Source organism: Bacillus sp. ABR (genome assembly GCF_056172715.1).
The window spans coordinates 310,701-326,807 of the sequence record NZ_JAOYSL010000001.1; the positions used below are offsets into that span (position 1 = coordinate 310,701).

The 16,107-nt window shown below is 44.2% G+C and carries 18 protein-coding genes; 12 read left to right on the forward strand and 6 right to left on the reverse strand.

The window, feature by feature from the left end; translation table 11 throughout:
- Window positions 1-27: 27 nt before the first annotated feature.
- Both OIT90_RS01475 and OIT90_RS01480 read right to left on the reverse strand, forming a co-directional pair.
- Window positions 28-837 (reverse strand): bifunctional hydroxymethylpyrimidine kinase/phosphomethylpyrimidine kinase, encoded by an 810-nt coding sequence (locus OIT90_RS01475; RefSeq protein ID WP_024423821.1) that lies wholly within the window; start codon window positions 835-837, stop codon window positions 28-30.
- Between the two features lie 125 nt (window positions 838-962).
- Window positions 963-1,277: a YflT domain-containing protein gene (locus OIT90_RS01480; protein ID WP_106025476.1), complete on the reverse strand. Its 315-nt coding sequence runs from the start codon at window positions 1,275-1,277 to the stop codon at window positions 963-965.
- Window positions 1,278-1,405: 128 nt separating this feature from the next.
- Between OIT90_RS01480 and OIT90_RS01485 the strand changes: the two genes are divergently transcribed.
- Both OIT90_RS01485 and OIT90_RS01490 read left to right on the forward strand, forming a co-directional pair.
- The gene (locus OIT90_RS01485) at window positions 1,406-2,233 is read left to right on the forward strand and encodes a glycosyltransferase family 2 protein (protein WP_106025477.1); all 828 of its coding nucleotides are present in this window, start codon (window positions 1,406-1,408) and stop codon (window positions 2,231-2,233) included.
- Window positions 2,230-2,910: a uracil-DNA glycosylase gene (locus OIT90_RS01490; protein ID WP_039182328.1), complete on the forward strand. Its 681-nt coding sequence runs from the start codon at window positions 2,230-2,232 to the stop codon at window positions 2,908-2,910. Before OIT90_RS01485 ends, OIT90_RS01490 begins: the two co-directional genes overlap by 4 nt.
- Before the next feature lie 33 nt (window positions 2,911-2,943).
- Here OIT90_RS01490 and OIT90_RS01495 read toward each other — a convergent pair whose 3' ends face one another.
- Window positions 2,944-4,302 (reverse strand): aldehyde dehydrogenase, encoded by a 1,359-nt coding sequence (locus OIT90_RS01495; protein WP_474892182.1) that lies wholly within the window; start codon window positions 4,300-4,302, stop codon window positions 2,944-2,946.
- Window positions 4,303-4,472: 170 nt separating this feature from the next.
- Here OIT90_RS01495 and OIT90_RS01500 point away from each other — a divergent pair, with 170 nt between their 5' ends.
- The 3 genes from OIT90_RS01500 to OIT90_RS01510 all read left to right on the forward strand — a co-directional run bounded on the left by OIT90_RS01500 (window position 4,473) and on the right by OIT90_RS01510 (window position 6,588).
- A complete protein-coding gene (locus OIT90_RS01500; RefSeq protein ID WP_410558969.1) occupies window positions 4,473-4,805 on the forward strand; it encodes a YwdI family protein in 333 nt (110 codons plus the stop codon).
- A gap of 33 nt (window positions 4,806-4,838) precedes the next feature.
- The gene (locus tag OIT90_RS01505) at window positions 4,839-6,146 is read left to right on the forward strand and encodes a purine/pyrimidine permease (protein ID WP_458210046.1); all 1,308 of its coding nucleotides are present in this window, start codon (window positions 4,839-4,841) and stop codon (window positions 6,144-6,146) included.
- Between the two features lie 70 nt (window positions 6,147-6,216).
- Window positions 6,217-6,588, forward strand: a complete 372-nt coding sequence (locus OIT90_RS01510; protein WP_025093833.1) for a DUF423 domain-containing protein — start codon at window positions 6,217-6,219, stop codon at window positions 6,586-6,588.
- 41 nt (window positions 6,589-6,629) lie between these two features.
- Here OIT90_RS01510 and OIT90_RS01515 read toward each other — a convergent pair whose 3' ends face one another.
- The 3 genes from OIT90_RS01515 to OIT90_RS01525 all read right to left on the reverse strand — a co-directional run bounded on the left by OIT90_RS01515 (window position 6,630) and on the right by OIT90_RS01525 (window position 8,778).
- Window positions 6,630-7,247: a cupin domain-containing protein gene (locus OIT90_RS01515; RefSeq protein ID WP_039182316.1), complete on the reverse strand. Its 618-nt coding sequence runs from the start codon at window positions 7,245-7,247 to the stop codon at window positions 6,630-6,632.
- A 129-nt stretch (window positions 7,248-7,376) separates the two neighbouring features.
- Window positions 7,377-7,919: a spore coat protein GerQ gene (gerQ, locus tag OIT90_RS01520; protein ID WP_458210048.1), complete on the reverse strand. Its 543-nt coding sequence runs from the start codon at window positions 7,917-7,919 to the stop codon at window positions 7,377-7,379.
- 193 nt (window positions 7,920-8,112) lie between these two features.
- Window positions 8,113-8,778, reverse strand: coding sequence for a YIP1 family protein (locus tag OIT90_RS01525; protein ID WP_228280201.1), 666 nt, complete (start codon window positions 8,776-8,778; stop codon window positions 8,113-8,115).
- A gap of 184 nt (window positions 8,779-8,962) precedes the next feature.
- Here OIT90_RS01525 and OIT90_RS01530 point away from each other — a divergent pair, with 184 nt between their 5' ends.
- The 7 genes from OIT90_RS01530 to OIT90_RS01560 are packed head-to-tail and all read left to right on the forward strand — an operon-like array spanning window position 8,963 to window position 16,105.
- Window positions 8,963-9,733, forward strand: a complete 771-nt coding sequence (locus OIT90_RS01530) for a glycosyltransferase family 2 protein (RefSeq protein WP_064498861.1) — start codon at window positions 8,963-8,965, stop codon at window positions 9,731-9,733.
- Between the two features lie 6 nt (window positions 9,734-9,739).
- The gene (locus tag OIT90_RS01535) at window positions 9,740-11,152 is read left to right on the forward strand and encodes a capsular polysaccharide export protein, LipB/KpsS family (RefSeq protein ID WP_059377872.1); all 1,413 of its coding nucleotides are present in this window, start codon (window positions 9,740-9,742) and stop codon (window positions 11,150-11,152) included.
- A gap of 21 nt (window positions 11,153-11,173) precedes the next feature.
- Window positions 11,174-12,352: a DegT/DnrJ/EryC1/StrS family aminotransferase gene (locus tag OIT90_RS01540; RefSeq protein ID WP_474892183.1), complete on the forward strand. Its 1,179-nt coding sequence runs from the start codon at window positions 11,174-11,176 to the stop codon at window positions 12,350-12,352.
- Window positions 12,349-13,224 (forward strand): GNAT family N-acetyltransferase, encoded by an 876-nt coding sequence (locus OIT90_RS01545; protein WP_474892184.1) that lies wholly within the window; start codon window positions 12,349-12,351, stop codon window positions 13,222-13,224. Before OIT90_RS01540 ends, OIT90_RS01545 begins: the two co-directional genes overlap by 4 nt.
- 1 nt (window position 13,225) lies before the next feature.
- Window positions 13,226-14,350: an N-acetylneuraminate synthase family protein gene (locus OIT90_RS01550; RefSeq protein ID WP_474892185.1), complete on the forward strand. Its 1,125-nt coding sequence runs from the start codon at window positions 13,226-13,228 to the stop codon at window positions 14,348-14,350.
- Window positions 14,340-15,080 (forward strand): cytidylyltransferase domain-containing protein, encoded by a 741-nt coding sequence (locus OIT90_RS01555; protein ID WP_144491602.1) that lies wholly within the window; start codon window positions 14,340-14,342, stop codon window positions 15,078-15,080. Before OIT90_RS01550 ends, OIT90_RS01555 begins: the two co-directional genes overlap by 11 nt.
- Complete coding sequence (locus OIT90_RS01560) at window positions 15,077-16,105, forward strand: PseG/SpsG family protein (RefSeq protein WP_474892186.1); 1,029 nt, start codon at window positions 15,077-15,079, stop codon at window positions 16,103-16,105. Before OIT90_RS01555 ends, OIT90_RS01560 begins: the two co-directional genes overlap by 4 nt.
- Window positions 16,106-16,107: the final 2 nt, after the last annotated feature.

The window sequence follows — 16,107 nt, forward strand, 5'->3', positions numbered from 1 at the left end:
TAAACGGCGAATCGGTTTTTTTCTGTTTTATTTATCAAAACGATGAGCAGAATGCTTTGTTGGTCCGATGTATTCGTTTAGCTGGAAAGAGCCTTTGATAGCAGCAGTGATGAATTCTTTTGCTGCATAAATGGCTTCTTTCACGTCTGATCCATTCGCTAGTTCAGCTGTGACTGCTGCTGAGAATGTGCAGCCTGCGCCGTGTGTGTATTCTGTGTCGATTTTATCTGTTTCAAGGCGTTCGAAGGTTTGTCCATCATAAAGCAAATCGATGGCTTTGTCTTCGCTTAGCTTACCGCCTCCAGTGATGACCACATATTTTGCACCAAGTTCGTGAATGCGTTTTGCTGCTTCTTCCATTTGTTCGATCGTTTTGATCTCGCCAATTCCGCTTAATTGACCTGCTTCGAAAAGGTTAGGTGTAATAACGGTTGCCAGTGGCGTGAGCTTCTCGCGCAATGCTTCCGCGTGCTCTGGGTAAAGGACTTCGTTCGCACCCTTACAAACCATAACAGGATCAATGACGACATTTTTTAGGTCGTATGTTTTGATGGTTTCAGCTGCAAGCTCGATCACGTCGACGGTTGGGAGCATACCCGTTTTCAGTGCATCTACACCAATGCCTTCAACAATGGTAGAGAGCTGCGCGCGAATCGTCGCCGTATCAATTGGAAACACCTGATGATCCCAATGATTATGAGGGTCCATTGCAACGACAACGGTTAAAGCTGTCATCCCGTAGACGTTTTTTTCTTGAAACGTTTTTAAATCTGCTTGGATACCTGCACCGCCGCTTGAATCCGAACCTGCGATGGTGAGTGCTTTATTCATAGACATAGTTGCTGAACCTCCAATGTGATGTGTAACAGTTATTGTTCTATCCCTTATTATAATCAGCTTTTCCATTTATCACAATGAAACGGCATAAAAAAGCGTTCCTCTCTTCGGAACGCCTTTCTTTCTTACCTTTTACAAATCACCAATTTCCCTTTTTTCAGTTCGTCTAAAAGGGTTAAAGCTAACTTTTGATCGGCGCCAACTGACATCATTTTGGCCATCAGTTCATCATCCCGGGTGCGAATGACATTGGCGACTTGATCCAAAATCCCTTGATCGACCGCAGTCATGCTTTTGGCGTCTGTATACTCCGTTACGGTATCAGAGCGTTCTGGGTCGTACGCAAAAACAAATACAGCGTCCTTTGTTGAACCCGATGAATGAAAGTGGTCGATGGCCTGTTTCGCTTCTTTACTATTCTCAGCCGTGATATATTCCATGATCATCACTCCTTTTCATCAAAAATTCCCATTTTCTCATCAAATCAAACCGCCTTTTATATCATGAGAAGAAAGTCAATTTATGTTTTAATGGAAAAAGACGAATCTATTAAAGGAGTAAGCTGCATATGAAGATTTCCTTATTAATTGTGACACATAACCGGCTCAGCGCACTGTGTGAGCTGCTTGAATCCATTTCAAGACAAACCGTACAGCCTTTTGAAATTGTCGTCGTCAATGATGCAGGAGAGCGAGTCGACATCATTCAGGAACTTTACCCTGAGCTTCCGATCCGCTTGATTCATTTAGATGAGAATGTCCAGCATGTGAATGCCAGAAATGTGGGGGTGCGGGAGCTGACAGGCGACATCATCATGCTGAGTGACGACGATGATTACTTCACACCTTGTCATATCGAACGCATGAGCAAGGCGTTGGAAGATGCCGATTTTGTCTTTTCTGATGCAGAAATTGTGTCGTTTGAAGAAAAAGGCGCGACCCGTTTCCCGTTGTCGAGACGTTTGTTTGCTTATACAGCGGACATTGAGGATATGCGTGTCTTTTCTACATATGTTCCTTCCGGCAGTATGTACAAACGCTCTATACACGATGAGATTGGCTATTTTGATCCAGCGATGCATCATTATTGGGACTGGGACTTCTTTTTGCGTGTATCACAGCATGCCCGAGTCAAACGAGTACCAGCTGCCAGCGTGATCTATGCGTTTTTTGACGGCGGTGGAAATCAGTCTAGTGATCTTGGTGAAACAAGGAAGAACTACCTAGATGATTTAAGTGACAAGCATGATTTAGGCGACCTGCCAACAGCGAACTTTGCTATATTATTAGAAGAACCAGCGATGAAAAAGCGAGAATCAGAGAGTGAGATTGTGTGGGATGGAAAACCGATGATCTCCAGACTAGCGCAGCAAGTAGAAGGAGGAAAACCACAATGAAGCCATTTTTAAATGATAGCTGGTGGGCTGTGATGAAAAGTGAATTTGAACAGCCGTATTATCAGGAATTACGTGAATGGATGAAGGAAGAATATCGCACGCAGACCGTTTTTCCAAAACCAGATGACGTGTATCGTGCCCTTCATTTGACGTCATATGAAAAGGTCAAGGTGGTGATTTTAGGACAAGACCCTTATCATGGCCCAGGGCAGGCACATGGATTAAGCTTTTCTGTTCAGCCAGGCGTCAAACACCCGCCATCTTTGAGAAATATTTTTCAAGAGCTAAAGGATGATCTTGGCTGCCCTGTTCCAAACCACGGCTCACTTGTTAGCTGGGCAGAGCAGGGTGTGCTGCTCTTAAACACTGTGCTGACTGTGAGAAAGGGAGAGGCGAATTCGCATAAAGGCAAGGGCTGGGAACGTGTGACAGACCGCGTGATTGATGTGCTGAATGAACGTGATCAGCCCGTCGTTTTTGTGTTATGGGGAAGACATGCTCAAAACAAGAAAGAACGCATTGATCAAAACAAGCATTACATCATTGAGTCACCTCATCCAAGTCCTTTTTCTGCAAGAAACGGCTTTTTTGGCAGCCGGCCGTTTTCAAAGGTAAACACGTATTTAAAGCAAATGGGATTCGAAGAAATCAATTGGTGTATCAAGGATATTGAATGAAAATAGGACGAGGGGAGAGCCCCTTCGTCCTGTTTATTTTAAAAATTTGCGGACCAAGTCGAGTCCGTTTTTCGCATTTGGGTAACGGAAGGAAAAATCGAAGCGGTTCGTTTGGCGCAGGACGCTTTTTTCATGCGTAAAAGTAAAGAAGCTTTCCTTCCCGTGATATCGTCCCATGCCGCTTTCGCCGACGCCTCCGAATGGCAGGTAAGGAGTAGCGACATGCATAAGCGTGTCATTGATACAACCTCCGCCAAATGAGAGGTTGTCTAGAATATACGATTCTGTGTCTTTATTTGTTGTAAATAAGTAAAGCGCCAGCGGCTTTGGCCTTGCTTTGATCATATGCGCTGCCTCATGCAGAGAATCAAAGGTCATGACAGGCAGGATCGGCCCGAAAATTTCCTCCTGCATGACGGGATCCTCCCAAGTGATGTCGTCTAAAATGGTCGGAGCGATTTTAAGCTCGTGTTCATTGCGCTGTCCACCTGTGACGATCGTTCCATTTGAGAGAAATTGTGAAAGCCTGTCAAAATGACGCTGACTGACATTTTTTCCGAAGTGCGGATGTGTTTCGGGATGTTCACCATAAAAGTCACGGATACAGGCCGTCATTTCTAGCAAAAGTTCCTCTTTGATGGATTCATGAACGAGCAAATAGTCTGGTGCAATGCAGGTTTGCCCTGCATTGGTGAATTTTCCAAAGGTGATCCGCTTCGCTGCTAGCTTGATGTCAGCATCAGGCATGACGATGCAGGGGCTTTTTCCGCCAAGCTCAAGTGTGACAGGGGTCAAATGCTTTGCGGCGGCTTCCATGACGACTTTGCCGACTGCCACACTTCCAGTAAAGAAGATATAATCAAAGGGCAGCTTCAGCAGCTCTGTACTGACATCGACACCGCCCTCTACGACAGCCGCATGGTCTTCTTGAAATACACGTTTCATGATAGTGCTGATCACTTGTGAGACTGCCGGCGTCAGCTCAGATGGTTTTAAAATCACGGCATTTCCCGCAGAAATCGCGCCGACTAATGGAGAAAGGGCCAATTGGAAAGGATAGTTCCAAGGAGCAATGATGAGCACACTTCCATAGGGCTCCTTGATGATCATACTTTTCGATCCGATATGAGTCAGCGGTGTTTTCGCGCGTGTTGGCTTCGCCCATTTGTGAAGGTGCTTGATGGTATGATTGATTTCTTCATACACCATCCCGATTTCTGTTGTATAGGCTTCCTGTTCGGATTTATGTAAATCATGGGCTAAGGCCTGTAAAATATCCTTCTCATGCTGTTTGATTGCTGCTTTTAAGTCTTGAAGAATGCGGATGCGTTCTTGAACCGCCGGCTTCTGAAAGACTTTTTGTTTCTGAATTAGAGCAGTGAGCTTGTCCATTATTCAATCCTTTCATAGACGATTTTGTTTCTTTTATTATGTGTGAATGATGGTGACGGGTCAAATAAGAGAGTCGTGAGCGCACTGCTTTGAAAAAATGAACCCATTTGGTTTGTTCATTTGGTAAAATAATGTTGAAAAGAGATTTTTTTAGATTGGAGGGTCTACCCTTGAATATTCATATATCAAGCCTGCTTCAAAAAATGGAGGAAGCGGTTCAAAAAGCAAAACAAAGTGGAAATGATGAAGAGGTGAAACGTCAAGTGGCGGCGATTTCTTCACTATGTGATGTCATTCTCGACGCACCATCACAGTCGCAAATGCCGCAGTCGCCGGTTATCTCACCACCCCCATCGATACATACACCATCAGCGCCATCTGTGTCTACAGATCAAGCCATGCTGGAGAAACTCATGGGCACAAGTGGCGCGAAGAAATTTCAGCAAAATGATGAGGGTCAAAAAGAGAAGGACGGGAACGGCGACTCTATTTTTGATTTTTAATGGTCTTGTCACGACAAAGGGAAGGTGATTGGTTTGAAACTATTTTTGGGCGCCATTCAGTGGATGGCATTTTTTATCGCAGCTTCTATTGCCGTACCAATTGCGATTGCACAAGCATTTGAATTGAACCAAGTACAAGCGGCAGAGCTGATTCAAAGTACTTTCTTTTCACTTGGTCTTGTGGCGATGGTGCAGTGTTTATGCGGCCATATGCTGCCGATCAATGAAAGTCCAGCAGGGCTTTGGTGGGGTGTGTATACCCTTTATGCCGGCATGACAGGAACAATCTTTGCGACGTATCCTGAAACCTTGCAAGCATTACAAGGGGCTTTAATTTTTAGTGCTATTTTCTTTTTTATTTTTAGTCTATTTAAAATCATCAATTGGCTCGCGTCTTTATTTACGCCAGTCGTCACAGGCATTTACCTGCTGCTGCTTGTTGTGCAGCTAAGTCAGCCAATCATGAAAGGGCTGATGGGGATCGGGTATCGAGGAAATCAAGTAGACGGGCTTGTCTTTTGCTTATCGATCTTGATTATTATCCTCACCTTCATGATCAGCCGCTCAAAATGGCATTACTTGAGGCAGTTTTCTGTGTTATTCGCACTTGCAGGCGGATGGCTGTTATTCGCTCTACTCGGATTGGCGAAGCCAGTTCGAATTCCAGAGCAAATCATCGAGTTTCCGAAGCTGTTTCCATTCGGTATGCCGGTCTTTGACAGTGGATTGCTTGTCACGTCCTTTTTTATAACGATTTTACTCATTGTGAACATGCTGGCAAGTATCCGAATTGTGGAAAGCTCAGTGAAGGCATTTGGTGAACTGCGTGAGCGGAAGAGAGCACGTCCTGCCGGTTTTGTCGCAGCATTTGGTCATTTACTAAGCGGGCTGATCGGTGCGATTGCGCCTGTACCTATTTCGGGGGCAGCAGGATTTATCCAGACAACCAAAATTCCTTCGAGAAAGCCTTTTTTCATAGGAAGTCTACTTGTTGTTCTCATTAGTTTGTTTCCACTGCTCATGAGCTTTTTCTCTGCATTGCCATCACCTGTGGGGCTTGCTGTAAACTTTGTGGTCTTCTCTTCTATGATTGGGCTTGCGATGTCAGAGTTTGATCAATATGAGAAAGAAGAAATTCCGCGGATTCGCTTTGTCCTTGGGATTGCCGTTTTAGCAGGCGTAGGGGCGATGTTTGTGCCTCAGGGGGCCTTGAAAGGAATGCATCCTGTGCTCATTTCATTATTAAGCAACGGTCTTGTTCTAGGCACGCTCATTGCGATTGTTGTCGATCAGGTCTTGTTACGAAAGAAAAAGAAATCCGACAATCTCGTGTCAACGTAAAGGGAAAGTTGAATGTCGCCCTTCACCCGCGCTATGATAAACATAATTGACGAGATAAGGAGAATGACGAATGAAACTATTTTTCATTTTAGGTGCCATTAACGCCATGCTTGCTGTAGGCCTTGGAGCCTTCGGTGCGCACGGTCTAGAAGGGAAAATCCCTGAAAAATATATCGAAATATGGAATAAAGGTGTTCAATATCAGATGTTCCATGCCATTGGCTTATTTGTTGTCGCTTTTCTTGCAGATAAGCTGTCAGGTGTCTCCTTGGTTCCTGCCGCTGGCTGGGTGATGCTTGCAGGCATCCTTTTCTTCTCAGGAAGCCTTTATGTGCTGGCATTGACTCAGGTGAAGATTCTAGGTGCCATTACTCCCATTGGCGGAGTAGCATTTATCGCCTCTTGGATCATGCTTGTCATTGCAGCAGCAAAAAATTTATAAGGTAAAAAACCGATGCTCTCATAGGGGCATCGGTTTTTTTCTTAACTCCAGTAAGGAGTATAATTGGGCGGTGCTTGATAATAAGGGACGTAGTGAGAAGGCGGGACAGGGTGCGTTTGAGACTCCTCCTCCCGGTGGCAAAATGGTCCGATAAACACGCTTGGTTTCACAGGCTTAGTCGCCTGCTTCCATTGTGTTTCGTTCATGCAATAAGTATGGGCCATGATGTGAGAAGGGGTGAGGGTAAGAAGGTCTGAGCCTAGGATCACTTCAGGTGTAGATGCGTTAAAAATAGCTAACAAATGAGTTCTGTCTTGGAGAGCGACTTCATAGTGCCACCAGCCTTGAGGCACGTTTGCCACCTGTCCAGGTGTAATGGTATAGGTGTGCAGTTTTTTTGTAAATGGATTCAGCATCGATACGGCAGCAGAACCGGCTATACAATAAACAAGCTCTGCGGCATTTTGATGATAATGAGGCTCTACGACTTTGCTTTTACTCAAATATATATCCAGCAGGGACACTTGATCCAACGAGTTTAATTGTTTTTTTCCTAACACATTAATCAGGTTATGCTGATCGTATTTCACAAGGGGGCTTTGATTCAGATCGTATGAAAATTTCACATTTGGTGATGTATAATCCAGTTCAACAGTCATTGATGTCACCTCTAGGCTTTTGATAAAAACTACTAGGCATCTTATGAGCCGCGCCCCAGAGGTGTGACAAAAACCTAGACAAAAGAAAAAAGCAAGGGCACCTGAGCCTTGCTTTTGCCATGTATGTCGTTATCTCGGAGAATATGTTGACATTGAATATGGATAGTCGTACTGAATTTCTCCATCAAACGTAATGTAATCAAGATAGATTGTTAATAGTAAGTATCGTGTTCCTGTCTTGTTATCACTAATGATAATGTGGTCACGTCCTGCAGCTTCAATGACGCCTCTAAAAATCTTCGAATTCCATTCTTTACTCGCCTCAAACGTCATATAAATCGTGGCTACCTTGCCGCGGTTCAATCGTAAAATATTTTCAATATAGGACTGCTCAATAGGCAGCTGTCCGGTGACATTTTGCTGATAAATCGGTCCAGAAGGAATTTGATATGGCTGACCGCCGCCTTGCGTTCCTTGGCCTCCTTGTGAAGTGCCGGTAGACGTCATTGGTGAAAACCCCTGCTGCATTTGTCCTTGCATTTGACCCTGCGTTTGGGGAGGGACTGAATAACCCATCTGCTGCGCAGGGTACGGATTTGCTCCATATTGTTGCTGGCGGAAATCTTGACCTTCGAAACCCGAACCTTGCCCAAATTGATTTTTCAATTTCATAACGTTCCTCCTCTTTCCTCATGGTGTTCTAAACAGAAGGCGTTTAGGCGCCTGTTGTTTCCATAGCATTCTTTCTCTCTTTCACACTATGAGACAGGAGGGGAGAATATGTACATTGAACGAAAAAAAGGAACTGCTGCGCAATTCCTCAGTGTTTAGACAAACCTTCGCCTTCTATCGGTACTCGTCCTTTTTACATGATCCAGTTTACAGCGTGCTGAACATCAAATAAAAGTGTCACGATGAGAAAAAACGCGGCGGGCGGTGTGATCACAATGATGAAGGCTTGCCATAATCTGAGCTTCATCACAGCGACAATGCCTAAAACAGCCATTCCAAATATCCACGTCTTTGCATATACATCCGTAAGAGTCAAAAGATCGATATAATACCATACTTCATAATGCTGATCTAAATATGGTGTGATTTTAACAAACGTATACGGACCGAGCATCCCAACAGTGGAAATCCAAGTAAGTGCAAATAAAGCAGAAGGGAAAAAAACCGTCAGTGTGCAGGCCTTGAGTATATCTCGATACGCCGTTTGACAGCCGAAAAAGAGACGCCCTAACCACTTGATGATGAGGGCACCGAAAAATAGAATCATATTGCCTGCCAAAATACCATAACCCGCTCCTTGTAACAGAATAAAAGGGAATGGAATATGATTGCCCATATACTCGCTAAAATACCCTTCGTAGATCCAGCCCGTACCGGCGATACTTGCAAGGAGCATCATCAGCCAAATTGGTATATTTGAATGTCGATATGAGCGAATAATCGTTTTTGTCGCGACGAAAATTTTAAAAAATCGAAAAAATCCTTTTACTTCCTCTTCTTGGGAGTGATCATTCTTCATAGCTTCCAATGTTCTTTACTCCTTTAATACACATAAATGATTACTTATATTACCAAAAAGTTCACGTTTTTCAAAGAAAGATCAATAAAAAAATACAATTTTATAAAAAATAGGTCACTCTACAGTCTCTTTAAGAGGAGACACATATGATAAACATAGTTTGAAAGAGACCGAGGTGATAATTTTGACAAAAGTAACTGTCATTATGACGAGCTACAACAAGGCGGCTTACGTCGGCAGATCGATTGAAGCGGTCCTGCAGCAGACGCTGTCAGACTTTGAACTTTTTATCATGGATGATGGATCAAACGAAAAAACCCTTGCTGCTATTGAACCGTTTCGCAAAGATCCACGCGTTCACTTTATCCAAAGCGGTGTCAAAACATTGGAAGAGAGAACAGCGAAAACTCGCTATGCCGTGCTGATTAATCAAGCATTAGAACTGGCAAAGGGCGAGTATATTTCCTATGCCACAGATGACAATGTCTATGCCCCGGACCGTTTAGAGAAGCTCACTCATTATCTAGATGCCCATCCAGATAAAGATATTGTCTATTCTAGTTCTAAAGTTATCTATTTAAATAGCAAAAAAGAGCCAGTGAAGGAAATGATTCGGCCGGCGCAAACAGTGCAATGGAATGCTCCCTGCGCCATAGATCATTGCTCTGTCGTGCATCGTGCATCCATCTTATCAAAAATTCATGATGAATTTGGGTCCTACTGGGACGAGAGTCCGCATTTTTATCGAATAGGGGATGCCCGCTTCTTTTTTCGATTAAATCATTTTTATCCGTTTTATCCCTTTGATGAAATATTAGATACAAATTACATCACAGAACAGTCGATTCATTATCAGTTGGCAGCAGAAGAGAAAAGTGCCTTTATTCATGCACTTCCCGAGCAGTCTACCTGCTGGGATCTCCGCAGTATATTAAAACAAAAATATGGGAGGTGATCTGAAATGTCGCACTATATTCATCATTATTGGCAGGTGTACTTTGAGTATGTGAATCTGATGAAAGATTTGTCCTACAAGGAAATTCCTCTTGGGTTGATCAGCAATTTTTATCAATATATCAGTCCTGAAGTGAGGGAACGCATGGAAGATGAAGCATTTGGTCAAGAACTGACAACCGATTGTCCATTACCGGAAGAGATTCAGCCATTTTTTGATCAGCATAAGCAGCAGATCAAGCGTATCGCTTATCGTCCGGCGAATGGAAAGGTATTGCTGCACTTTGAACACCTGCGTTTTACTGAACAAAATTACAAGCGGTTCCATCCAAACCAAACGGTGGTGCTTGCTCGCTGGAAGAAGGCAGATTATTTCGGATTACCAGTTATCAGTAAGCCGGAATTAACCGGAGAGGTTAATAAAGAAGCCCACGCTGAATATATTGAAAAAGCAAATGCTCTCCTTAAACCTTACGCTCACCACCCTGTCTTTGGCAATGTCTTTTTTAGAGAAAAACTGCGGAAGGACATTGTGCAATTTATTGATGTCATTGACCAGATAGAAGTGCTGTTTCAAATGCAGCCGATTGCAGCTGTTATTGTTGGAACGACGGAGGATGCTTACAGCCGCGTACTCGCTTTGCAAACAGTGAAACGCCAGCTGACGAGTATCTGTCTTCAGCACGGCGCGCTTATGGGAGACGAAGCCTTTTTACCGATTTTCACGACTTGCCATGGGGTGTTTGGAAAGTATGAAAAGGACTGGTATGTAGACAAAGGCTGTCAGCCGGAACAGGTGGAAATCACAGGTCATCCGAGGTTTGATTTGGTGAAGGAGCGAACACCGCTTCAACAGGATCTCATTTTTCGTAAATTGAACTTCAGTCCGGCTAAAAAGACCGTGCTTGTGGCAACGCAGCCGTTTTCTGAAGCCTTCTATGGTGATGTTCTTAAAACGATTGCCAAACGGAAAGACATTCAGCTGATCATGAAGCCGCATCCTTGGGAAATTGCTCGAAATCGATTAAACGACTATGTGTCTATTGAACGAGCGGGAAATCATGTGAAGTTGATTAAAAAAGAAATTGACCTGTATGACCTGCTGCCATATGTGGATATCGTGATTACGCTCACATCAACAGTTGGTCTTGAAGCCATGCTTTTTGAAAAGAGTGTGCTGATCGGGAAAATGACAGAAGGCAGAAGATACCCATATTACGAGTCGCTTGGCAGCTATCATATGGAAAACCCTGTTGAACTAGCTGAGAAAGCCATTCGTATTTTGTCGGATGAACAAGAGATGAAGCTGGCAAAGCAGCAAGGAGCTCAGTTCATTAAACAACACTATCCGCATGCGCGATCTACCGATGTTCTGCTTTCTCTGCTCAAAACAAAAACTGGTGTGGATTTTCAGAGATGAAGATAGGGGTGTGCAAGCGATATGGGAAAAAAGAGAGCACAATTTCTTCCTTATGCTCTGCCTTTCATTGAACAGGAAGAAATCGATGAAGTCATCGGAACATTAAAGTCCGGCTGGCTGTCAACTGGACCAAAAGTAAGACAGTTTGAAGAAGAATTTCAGCAGCTGACCGGTGCAAAACATGCGATCGCAGTCAATTCATGTACGGCTGCTTTATTTTTAGCGTTAAAGGCAAGAGGGATTGGGGCTGGGGATGAGGTGATTACAACACCTCTGACATTCTGCGCAACAGCAAATACAATCATCCATACGGGAGCAGCGCCTGTATTTGTCGATATTGATCCAGCAACACTCAATCTGGATGCAGAGAAAATAGAAGCGGCCATAACACCACATACAAAAGCAATTGTCCCTGTTCACTTTGCTGGTCAATCGTGCGATATGGACCGGATTTTAGCGATTGCCAAAAAGTATGATCTATTTGTACTTGAAGATGCTGCCCATGCTCTTTACACAACATACCATGGTCAGCCCGTTGGATCGATTGGGGATGCGACCGCTTTTAGCTTTTATGCAACGAAAAACCTAGCGACTGGTGAAGGCGGCATGCTGACAACAAATGATGATGCGCTTGCGGCTCGAATTAGACGACTAGCGCTCCATGGGATGAGCAAGGGAGCGTGGAATCGTTATGGAGAAAAAGGAACGTGGTATTACGAGGTCGAGGAACCTGGTTATAAAATGAATATGTTTGACGTGCAGGCATCGTTAGGGCTTGTTCAGCTAAGCCGACTAGATGACATGCAGGCACGGAGAGAACAGATTGCGAAAGCATACAATCAGGCTTTTCAAAAAGAAGAGGGCCTGATCCTGCCGCCTGTGCATCAAGAAGGAAGACATGCATGGCATTTGTATGTACTGCAAGTGAATCCAAAAGAAGCATTCATCACGCGTGATGAACTGATTGATCAGCTGCAAAAGGAATATAAAATCGGCACGAGTGTTCACTTTATCCCTGTTCACTTGCACCCATACTATCAACAAACGTATCACTATTCACCAGAGGATTTCCCTGAGTCACTCGCATACTACAAGCAGACGCTCTCACTGCCGCTCTATCCAAGTATGACAGATGAAGATGTGCAGGATGTTATCACAGCGGTGTTGTCTATTTTAAAAGAACAGAAGGCATCATCATGAAGGTCGTTCATTCCATCGATGATCAGGTGCTGGCGGCTTGGCTGGAGAAATATGGCCAACAAGCGGAACAAATGAACGCCTTCAAGCAGTTTGCTCTTGTTAATGGCGCCCAGCTTAAAGCGGTCCTGTTATATGAATGGTCAAAATGGGAAAGCGGCATTTTTGATCAGCACATTTTTCATGTGAAGTTTGTCGAAGCGGAGTCAGCGTCTGCTTTTCAGGAATTGATGGAGCGCTTCATCAATTGGATGAGAACAGAAAAATGCGATTTTTTCTTTTTACGTCTTGAAGCGTCTGATCTTGAAAAAAACCGCATCGTCCAAAGGCTGGCACATGTGTACTATGTAGGCGGTCTCACTCGTCTTGAGGCGCCCCCTGTTCAAATGGAAATACCATCAACAGGTGAAGATGTGGTCATCAGTCTTCCGGATGAAAAGGAATACGATGAGGCGGTGTCACTTGCTCATCAGGCTTTTGGGAAAAGCCGGTATGCACTTGATCCTTTTCTAGATCAGAATGTCGTCCAGCAGTTCTTTCAGGAATGGATGAGAAATAATTTACTCGGACGTGCAGATATCAATCTCGCGGCAAAGGTGAACGGTGAAGTCATTGGATTGATTCAAGGTGTAACAAAGGGCGACGAACTGATCCTGGATTTATTGTCCATTAGACCAGATGTACAAGGAAAAGGGATCGGAAAAAAGCTGGTTATGGCGATGATAAAAGCCTCGTATGAGAGAGGGCACCGGTTTATGTCTGCCGGTACTCAGATGCATAACACAACCGCGATTCAGCTTTACGAAAAGCTGGGCTTTAGAACAAAAAATGCCTTCTTGTATTACCATGTGTGGCCGAAAAAAGGAGAGAGGTAAGATGGCGCATTTCTATATCGGAGATCGCAAAGTGGGGGATGGTGCGCCTGTCTTTATCATTGCAGAGGCAGGTATTAACCATGATGGAAAGCTGGATCAGGCACTTGCTTTAATTGATGTGGCAAAAGAAGCAGGTGCCGATGCGGTGAAGTTTCAAATGTTTCAAGCTGATCGGATGTATCAAAAGGAACCGGGTTTGTATGAAACAGCCAAGGGAGAAGAGGTGTCCATTTTTTCTTTAGTAGAAAAAATGGAGCTGCCGCCAGAATGGCTCCCGGTGTTATTGTCACGCTGCGCGGAAAAAGGGCTGATTTTTTTAAGCACAGTGTGTGACGAAGAATCTGCGGATCTATTGAATCAGACTGATCCGCCGGCTTTCAAACTGGCATCCTATGAAATCAATCATTTGCCGCTTATGCGTCACACGGCATCTTTTCAAAAGCCCATTATTTTCTCAACAGCCGGGGCAACCATTTCAGATGTCCATGAAGCATATGAGGCGATTACAAGCGAGCAAAATCAGCAGGTCGCTATCATGCATTGCGTAGCAAAGTATCCAGCACCTAGAGCTTACACGAATCTGCGAGTGCTTCAAACATTAGCTGCGGCATTTCCCGATGCAGTTATTGGCTTTTCTGATCATAGTGAGCATCCGACTGAAGCGCCAGTGGCCGCTGTGAAGCTTGGGGCAGCAATCATTGAAAAGCATTTTACAGTAGATAAAACGTTACCTGGGGCTGATCATTCCTTTGCTCTTGATCCTGATGAATTGAAGGAAATGGTTCAGCATATTCGAGCGGCAGAAAAGCAGCGGCATCTAAAAGAAGCTGACACTCATTCAGTGCCAGAAGAGCTCCTTGGCAGTTCTTATAAAACGACAACAGCTATTGAAGGCAAGATTCGTGAATTTGCGTATCGAGGCATTTTTACGACAAAAGGCATTGCGAAGGGCGAAACATTAACCACAGAAAATCTAGCCGTGTTACGTCCAGGACAAAAAAGCCAAGGTCTGCATCCGCGTTATATGGCGATTTTACTTGGCGCAAAGGCTGTCAGAGATATCCCAGCCCATACAGGGGTTTCGTGGAAAGATGTACTCATGCAGGAGACGCCAAATGATCAATGATGTGCTCTTTGTCATACAGGCGAGAATGGGCTCAACAAGGCTGCCAAAAAAGGTGATGAAACCGATCGGCGGTATGGCGCTGATCGACCTGATTGTTGAACGGGTAAAGCAATCAGATCATTACAATCACAAAACGCAGAACCTCATGATCGCCACAACAGTTGAGGCAGAAGATGATCTGCTAGCTCATTATTGTCTCTCAAAGGGATATAAAGTATTTCGTGGCAGTGAGACAGATGTATTGCAGCGATTTGCGCAGATTGTCCGTCATTTTGAACCGAAAATCATTGTGCGTTTAACAGGAGATAACCCATTTATAGATCCGGCCCTTTTGTCGAAAATGCTTGAAAAACATAGACAAGAGAAGGCTGATTACACGTATACGACTGGCACACCACTCGGTATTTCCGGGGAAATGATCGACGCACAGATTTTAAGTAAAATCGACAATTTTCCCCTTACGCAGCCAGAGCGTGAGCATGTCACGCTCTATATCAGAAAGCATCCTGAGCAATTTCATCTGCAATTATTCACACCGCCCAAAGAACTTGCATATCCTGCTTATCGATTCACGATTGATACAGAAGAAGATTATGAGTTTGCGACCCGTTTACTAGAGAAAGCTGGCGGCTCCATTGATGTACCTACGGCTGAACTCATCACCATTTGCGAACAAGATCCCGATATTGTTCGATTGAATCAATTTGTGAAACAGAAGGATGCTGAATGAACAAGAAAATCATGATTGTTGTGTATGGCGGGTTTTTAAGAGGAATGGGGCATGTTGTCAGAATGAAACGGCTGGCAAATCAACTGCTTCAAGAAGGAAACGACTTATATTTCTATACAAATGAACAGATCTGTGTAGAAATGCTCTCAGGTCCAAATTGGCACGTTCATTTAGTGCAGGAGTCGAAGGCATTCCTTCAGATGGAAAAGGATATAAAAGAGCTGAATCCTGATCTTTTGCTGATTGATGTACTTGAATGTGACCTCCAATTTCTTCGATTGATCAAAGCGTGCTCCGGCTCTGCAAGGCTGGTTTTATTCGAAGAAAATAGAGCAGAAGCGTGTCAGCTTGCCGATGCTGTCGTGAACGGCATTTATGGCGGTCTGGACGAAAAGCACATGCAAGTAGATGGGACAGCATATTTTGATGGAACACCTTATTTATTGTTAGATCAAGAGATAAGCCGATTAAAAGACACATATGAGGTTCGAAAAGAATGCAAAAAGGTGGTCATCAGCCTTGGGGGCAGTGACCCGCGTGGATTGTTATCAAAGGCTGTATCAGCACTTCTCGAAGCTGATCACCTACACATTTTAGCGGTTACAGGAAAAGCCTCCCGCATTGAAGAACAAATAGAGGCTGAGCATATACAATTCATTCGTCATACAGATCAATTACTTGCGCGTCTCTCGGAAGCCGATCTGGCAATAGTGGCTGGCGGGATGACATTATACGAGGCAGTTTGTATCGGAGTGCCCAGTATTGTCCTTTCACAAGTAGACCACCAAACAGTGACAGCCGCTCGTTTTGCGCAAAAGGGAGCCTGTCACCATCTTGGATTAGGTGAACTTGTGGATGAAAGAGATATTCGGCGTGCTGTGGAAAGACTGTCCGGCAGCTATTTTCTCCGCAGAAGCATTCATCTCAATGGACGGACACTCATAGATGGAAAAGGAACTGAACGAGTGAAAAACATTCTTATACACCTCATGAATCATCACCAAAAAGAACATAAGGATGTGTAGAT

Coding starts and splice junctions, on each gene's coding strand:
- OIT90_RS01475 (WP_024423821.1), bottom strand. CDS start 837: ATGTCTATGAATAAAGCACTCACCATCGCAGGTTCGGATTCAAGCGGC.
- OIT90_RS01480 (WP_106025476.1), bottom strand. CDS start 1,277: ATGGAATATATCACGGCTGAGAATAGTAAAGAAGCGAAACAGGCCATC.
- OIT90_RS01485 (WP_106025477.1), top strand. CDS start 1,406: ATGAAGATTTCCTTATTAATTGTGACACATAACCGGCTCAGCGCACTG.
- OIT90_RS01490 (WP_039182328.1), top strand. CDS start 2,230: ATGAAGCCATTTTTAAATGATAGCTGGTGGGCTGTGATGAAAAGTGAA.
- OIT90_RS01495 (WP_474892182.1), bottom strand. CDS start 4,302: ATGGACAAGCTCACTGCTCTAATTCAGAAACAAAAAGTCTTTCAGAAG.
- OIT90_RS01510 (WP_025093833.1), top strand. CDS start 6,217: ATGAAACTATTTTTCATTTTAGGTGCCATTAACGCCATGCTTGCTGTA.
- OIT90_RS01515 (WP_039182316.1), bottom strand. CDS start 7,247: ATGACTGTTGAACTGGATTATACATCACCAAATGTGAAATTTTCATAC.
- gerQ (WP_458210048.1), bottom strand. CDS start 7,919: ATGAAATTGAAAAATCAATTTGGGCAAGGTTCGGGTTTCGAAGGTCAA.
- OIT90_RS01525 (WP_228280201.1), bottom strand. CDS start 8,778: ATGAAGAATGATCACTCCCAAGAAGAGGAAGTAAAAGGATTTTTTCGA.
- OIT90_RS01535 (WP_059377872.1), top strand. CDS start 9,740: ATGTCGCACTATATTCATCATTATTGGCAGGTGTACTTTGAGTATGTG.
- OIT90_RS01540 (WP_474892183.1), top strand. CDS start 11,174: ATGGGAAAAAAGAGAGCACAATTTCTTCCTTATGCTCTGCCTTTCATT.
- OIT90_RS01545 (WP_474892184.1), top strand. CDS start 12,349: ATGAAGGTCGTTCATTCCATCGATGATCAGGTGCTGGCGGCTTGGCTG.
- OIT90_RS01550 (WP_474892185.1), top strand. CDS start 13,226: ATGGCGCATTTCTATATCGGAGATCGCAAAGTGGGGGATGGTGCGCCT.
- OIT90_RS01555 (WP_144491602.1), top strand. CDS start 14,340: ATGATCAATGATGTGCTCTTTGTCATACAGGCGAGAATGGGCTCAACA.
- OIT90_RS01560 (WP_474892186.1), top strand. CDS start 15,077: ATGAACAAGAAAATCATGATTGTTGTGTATGGCGGGTTTTTAAGAGGA.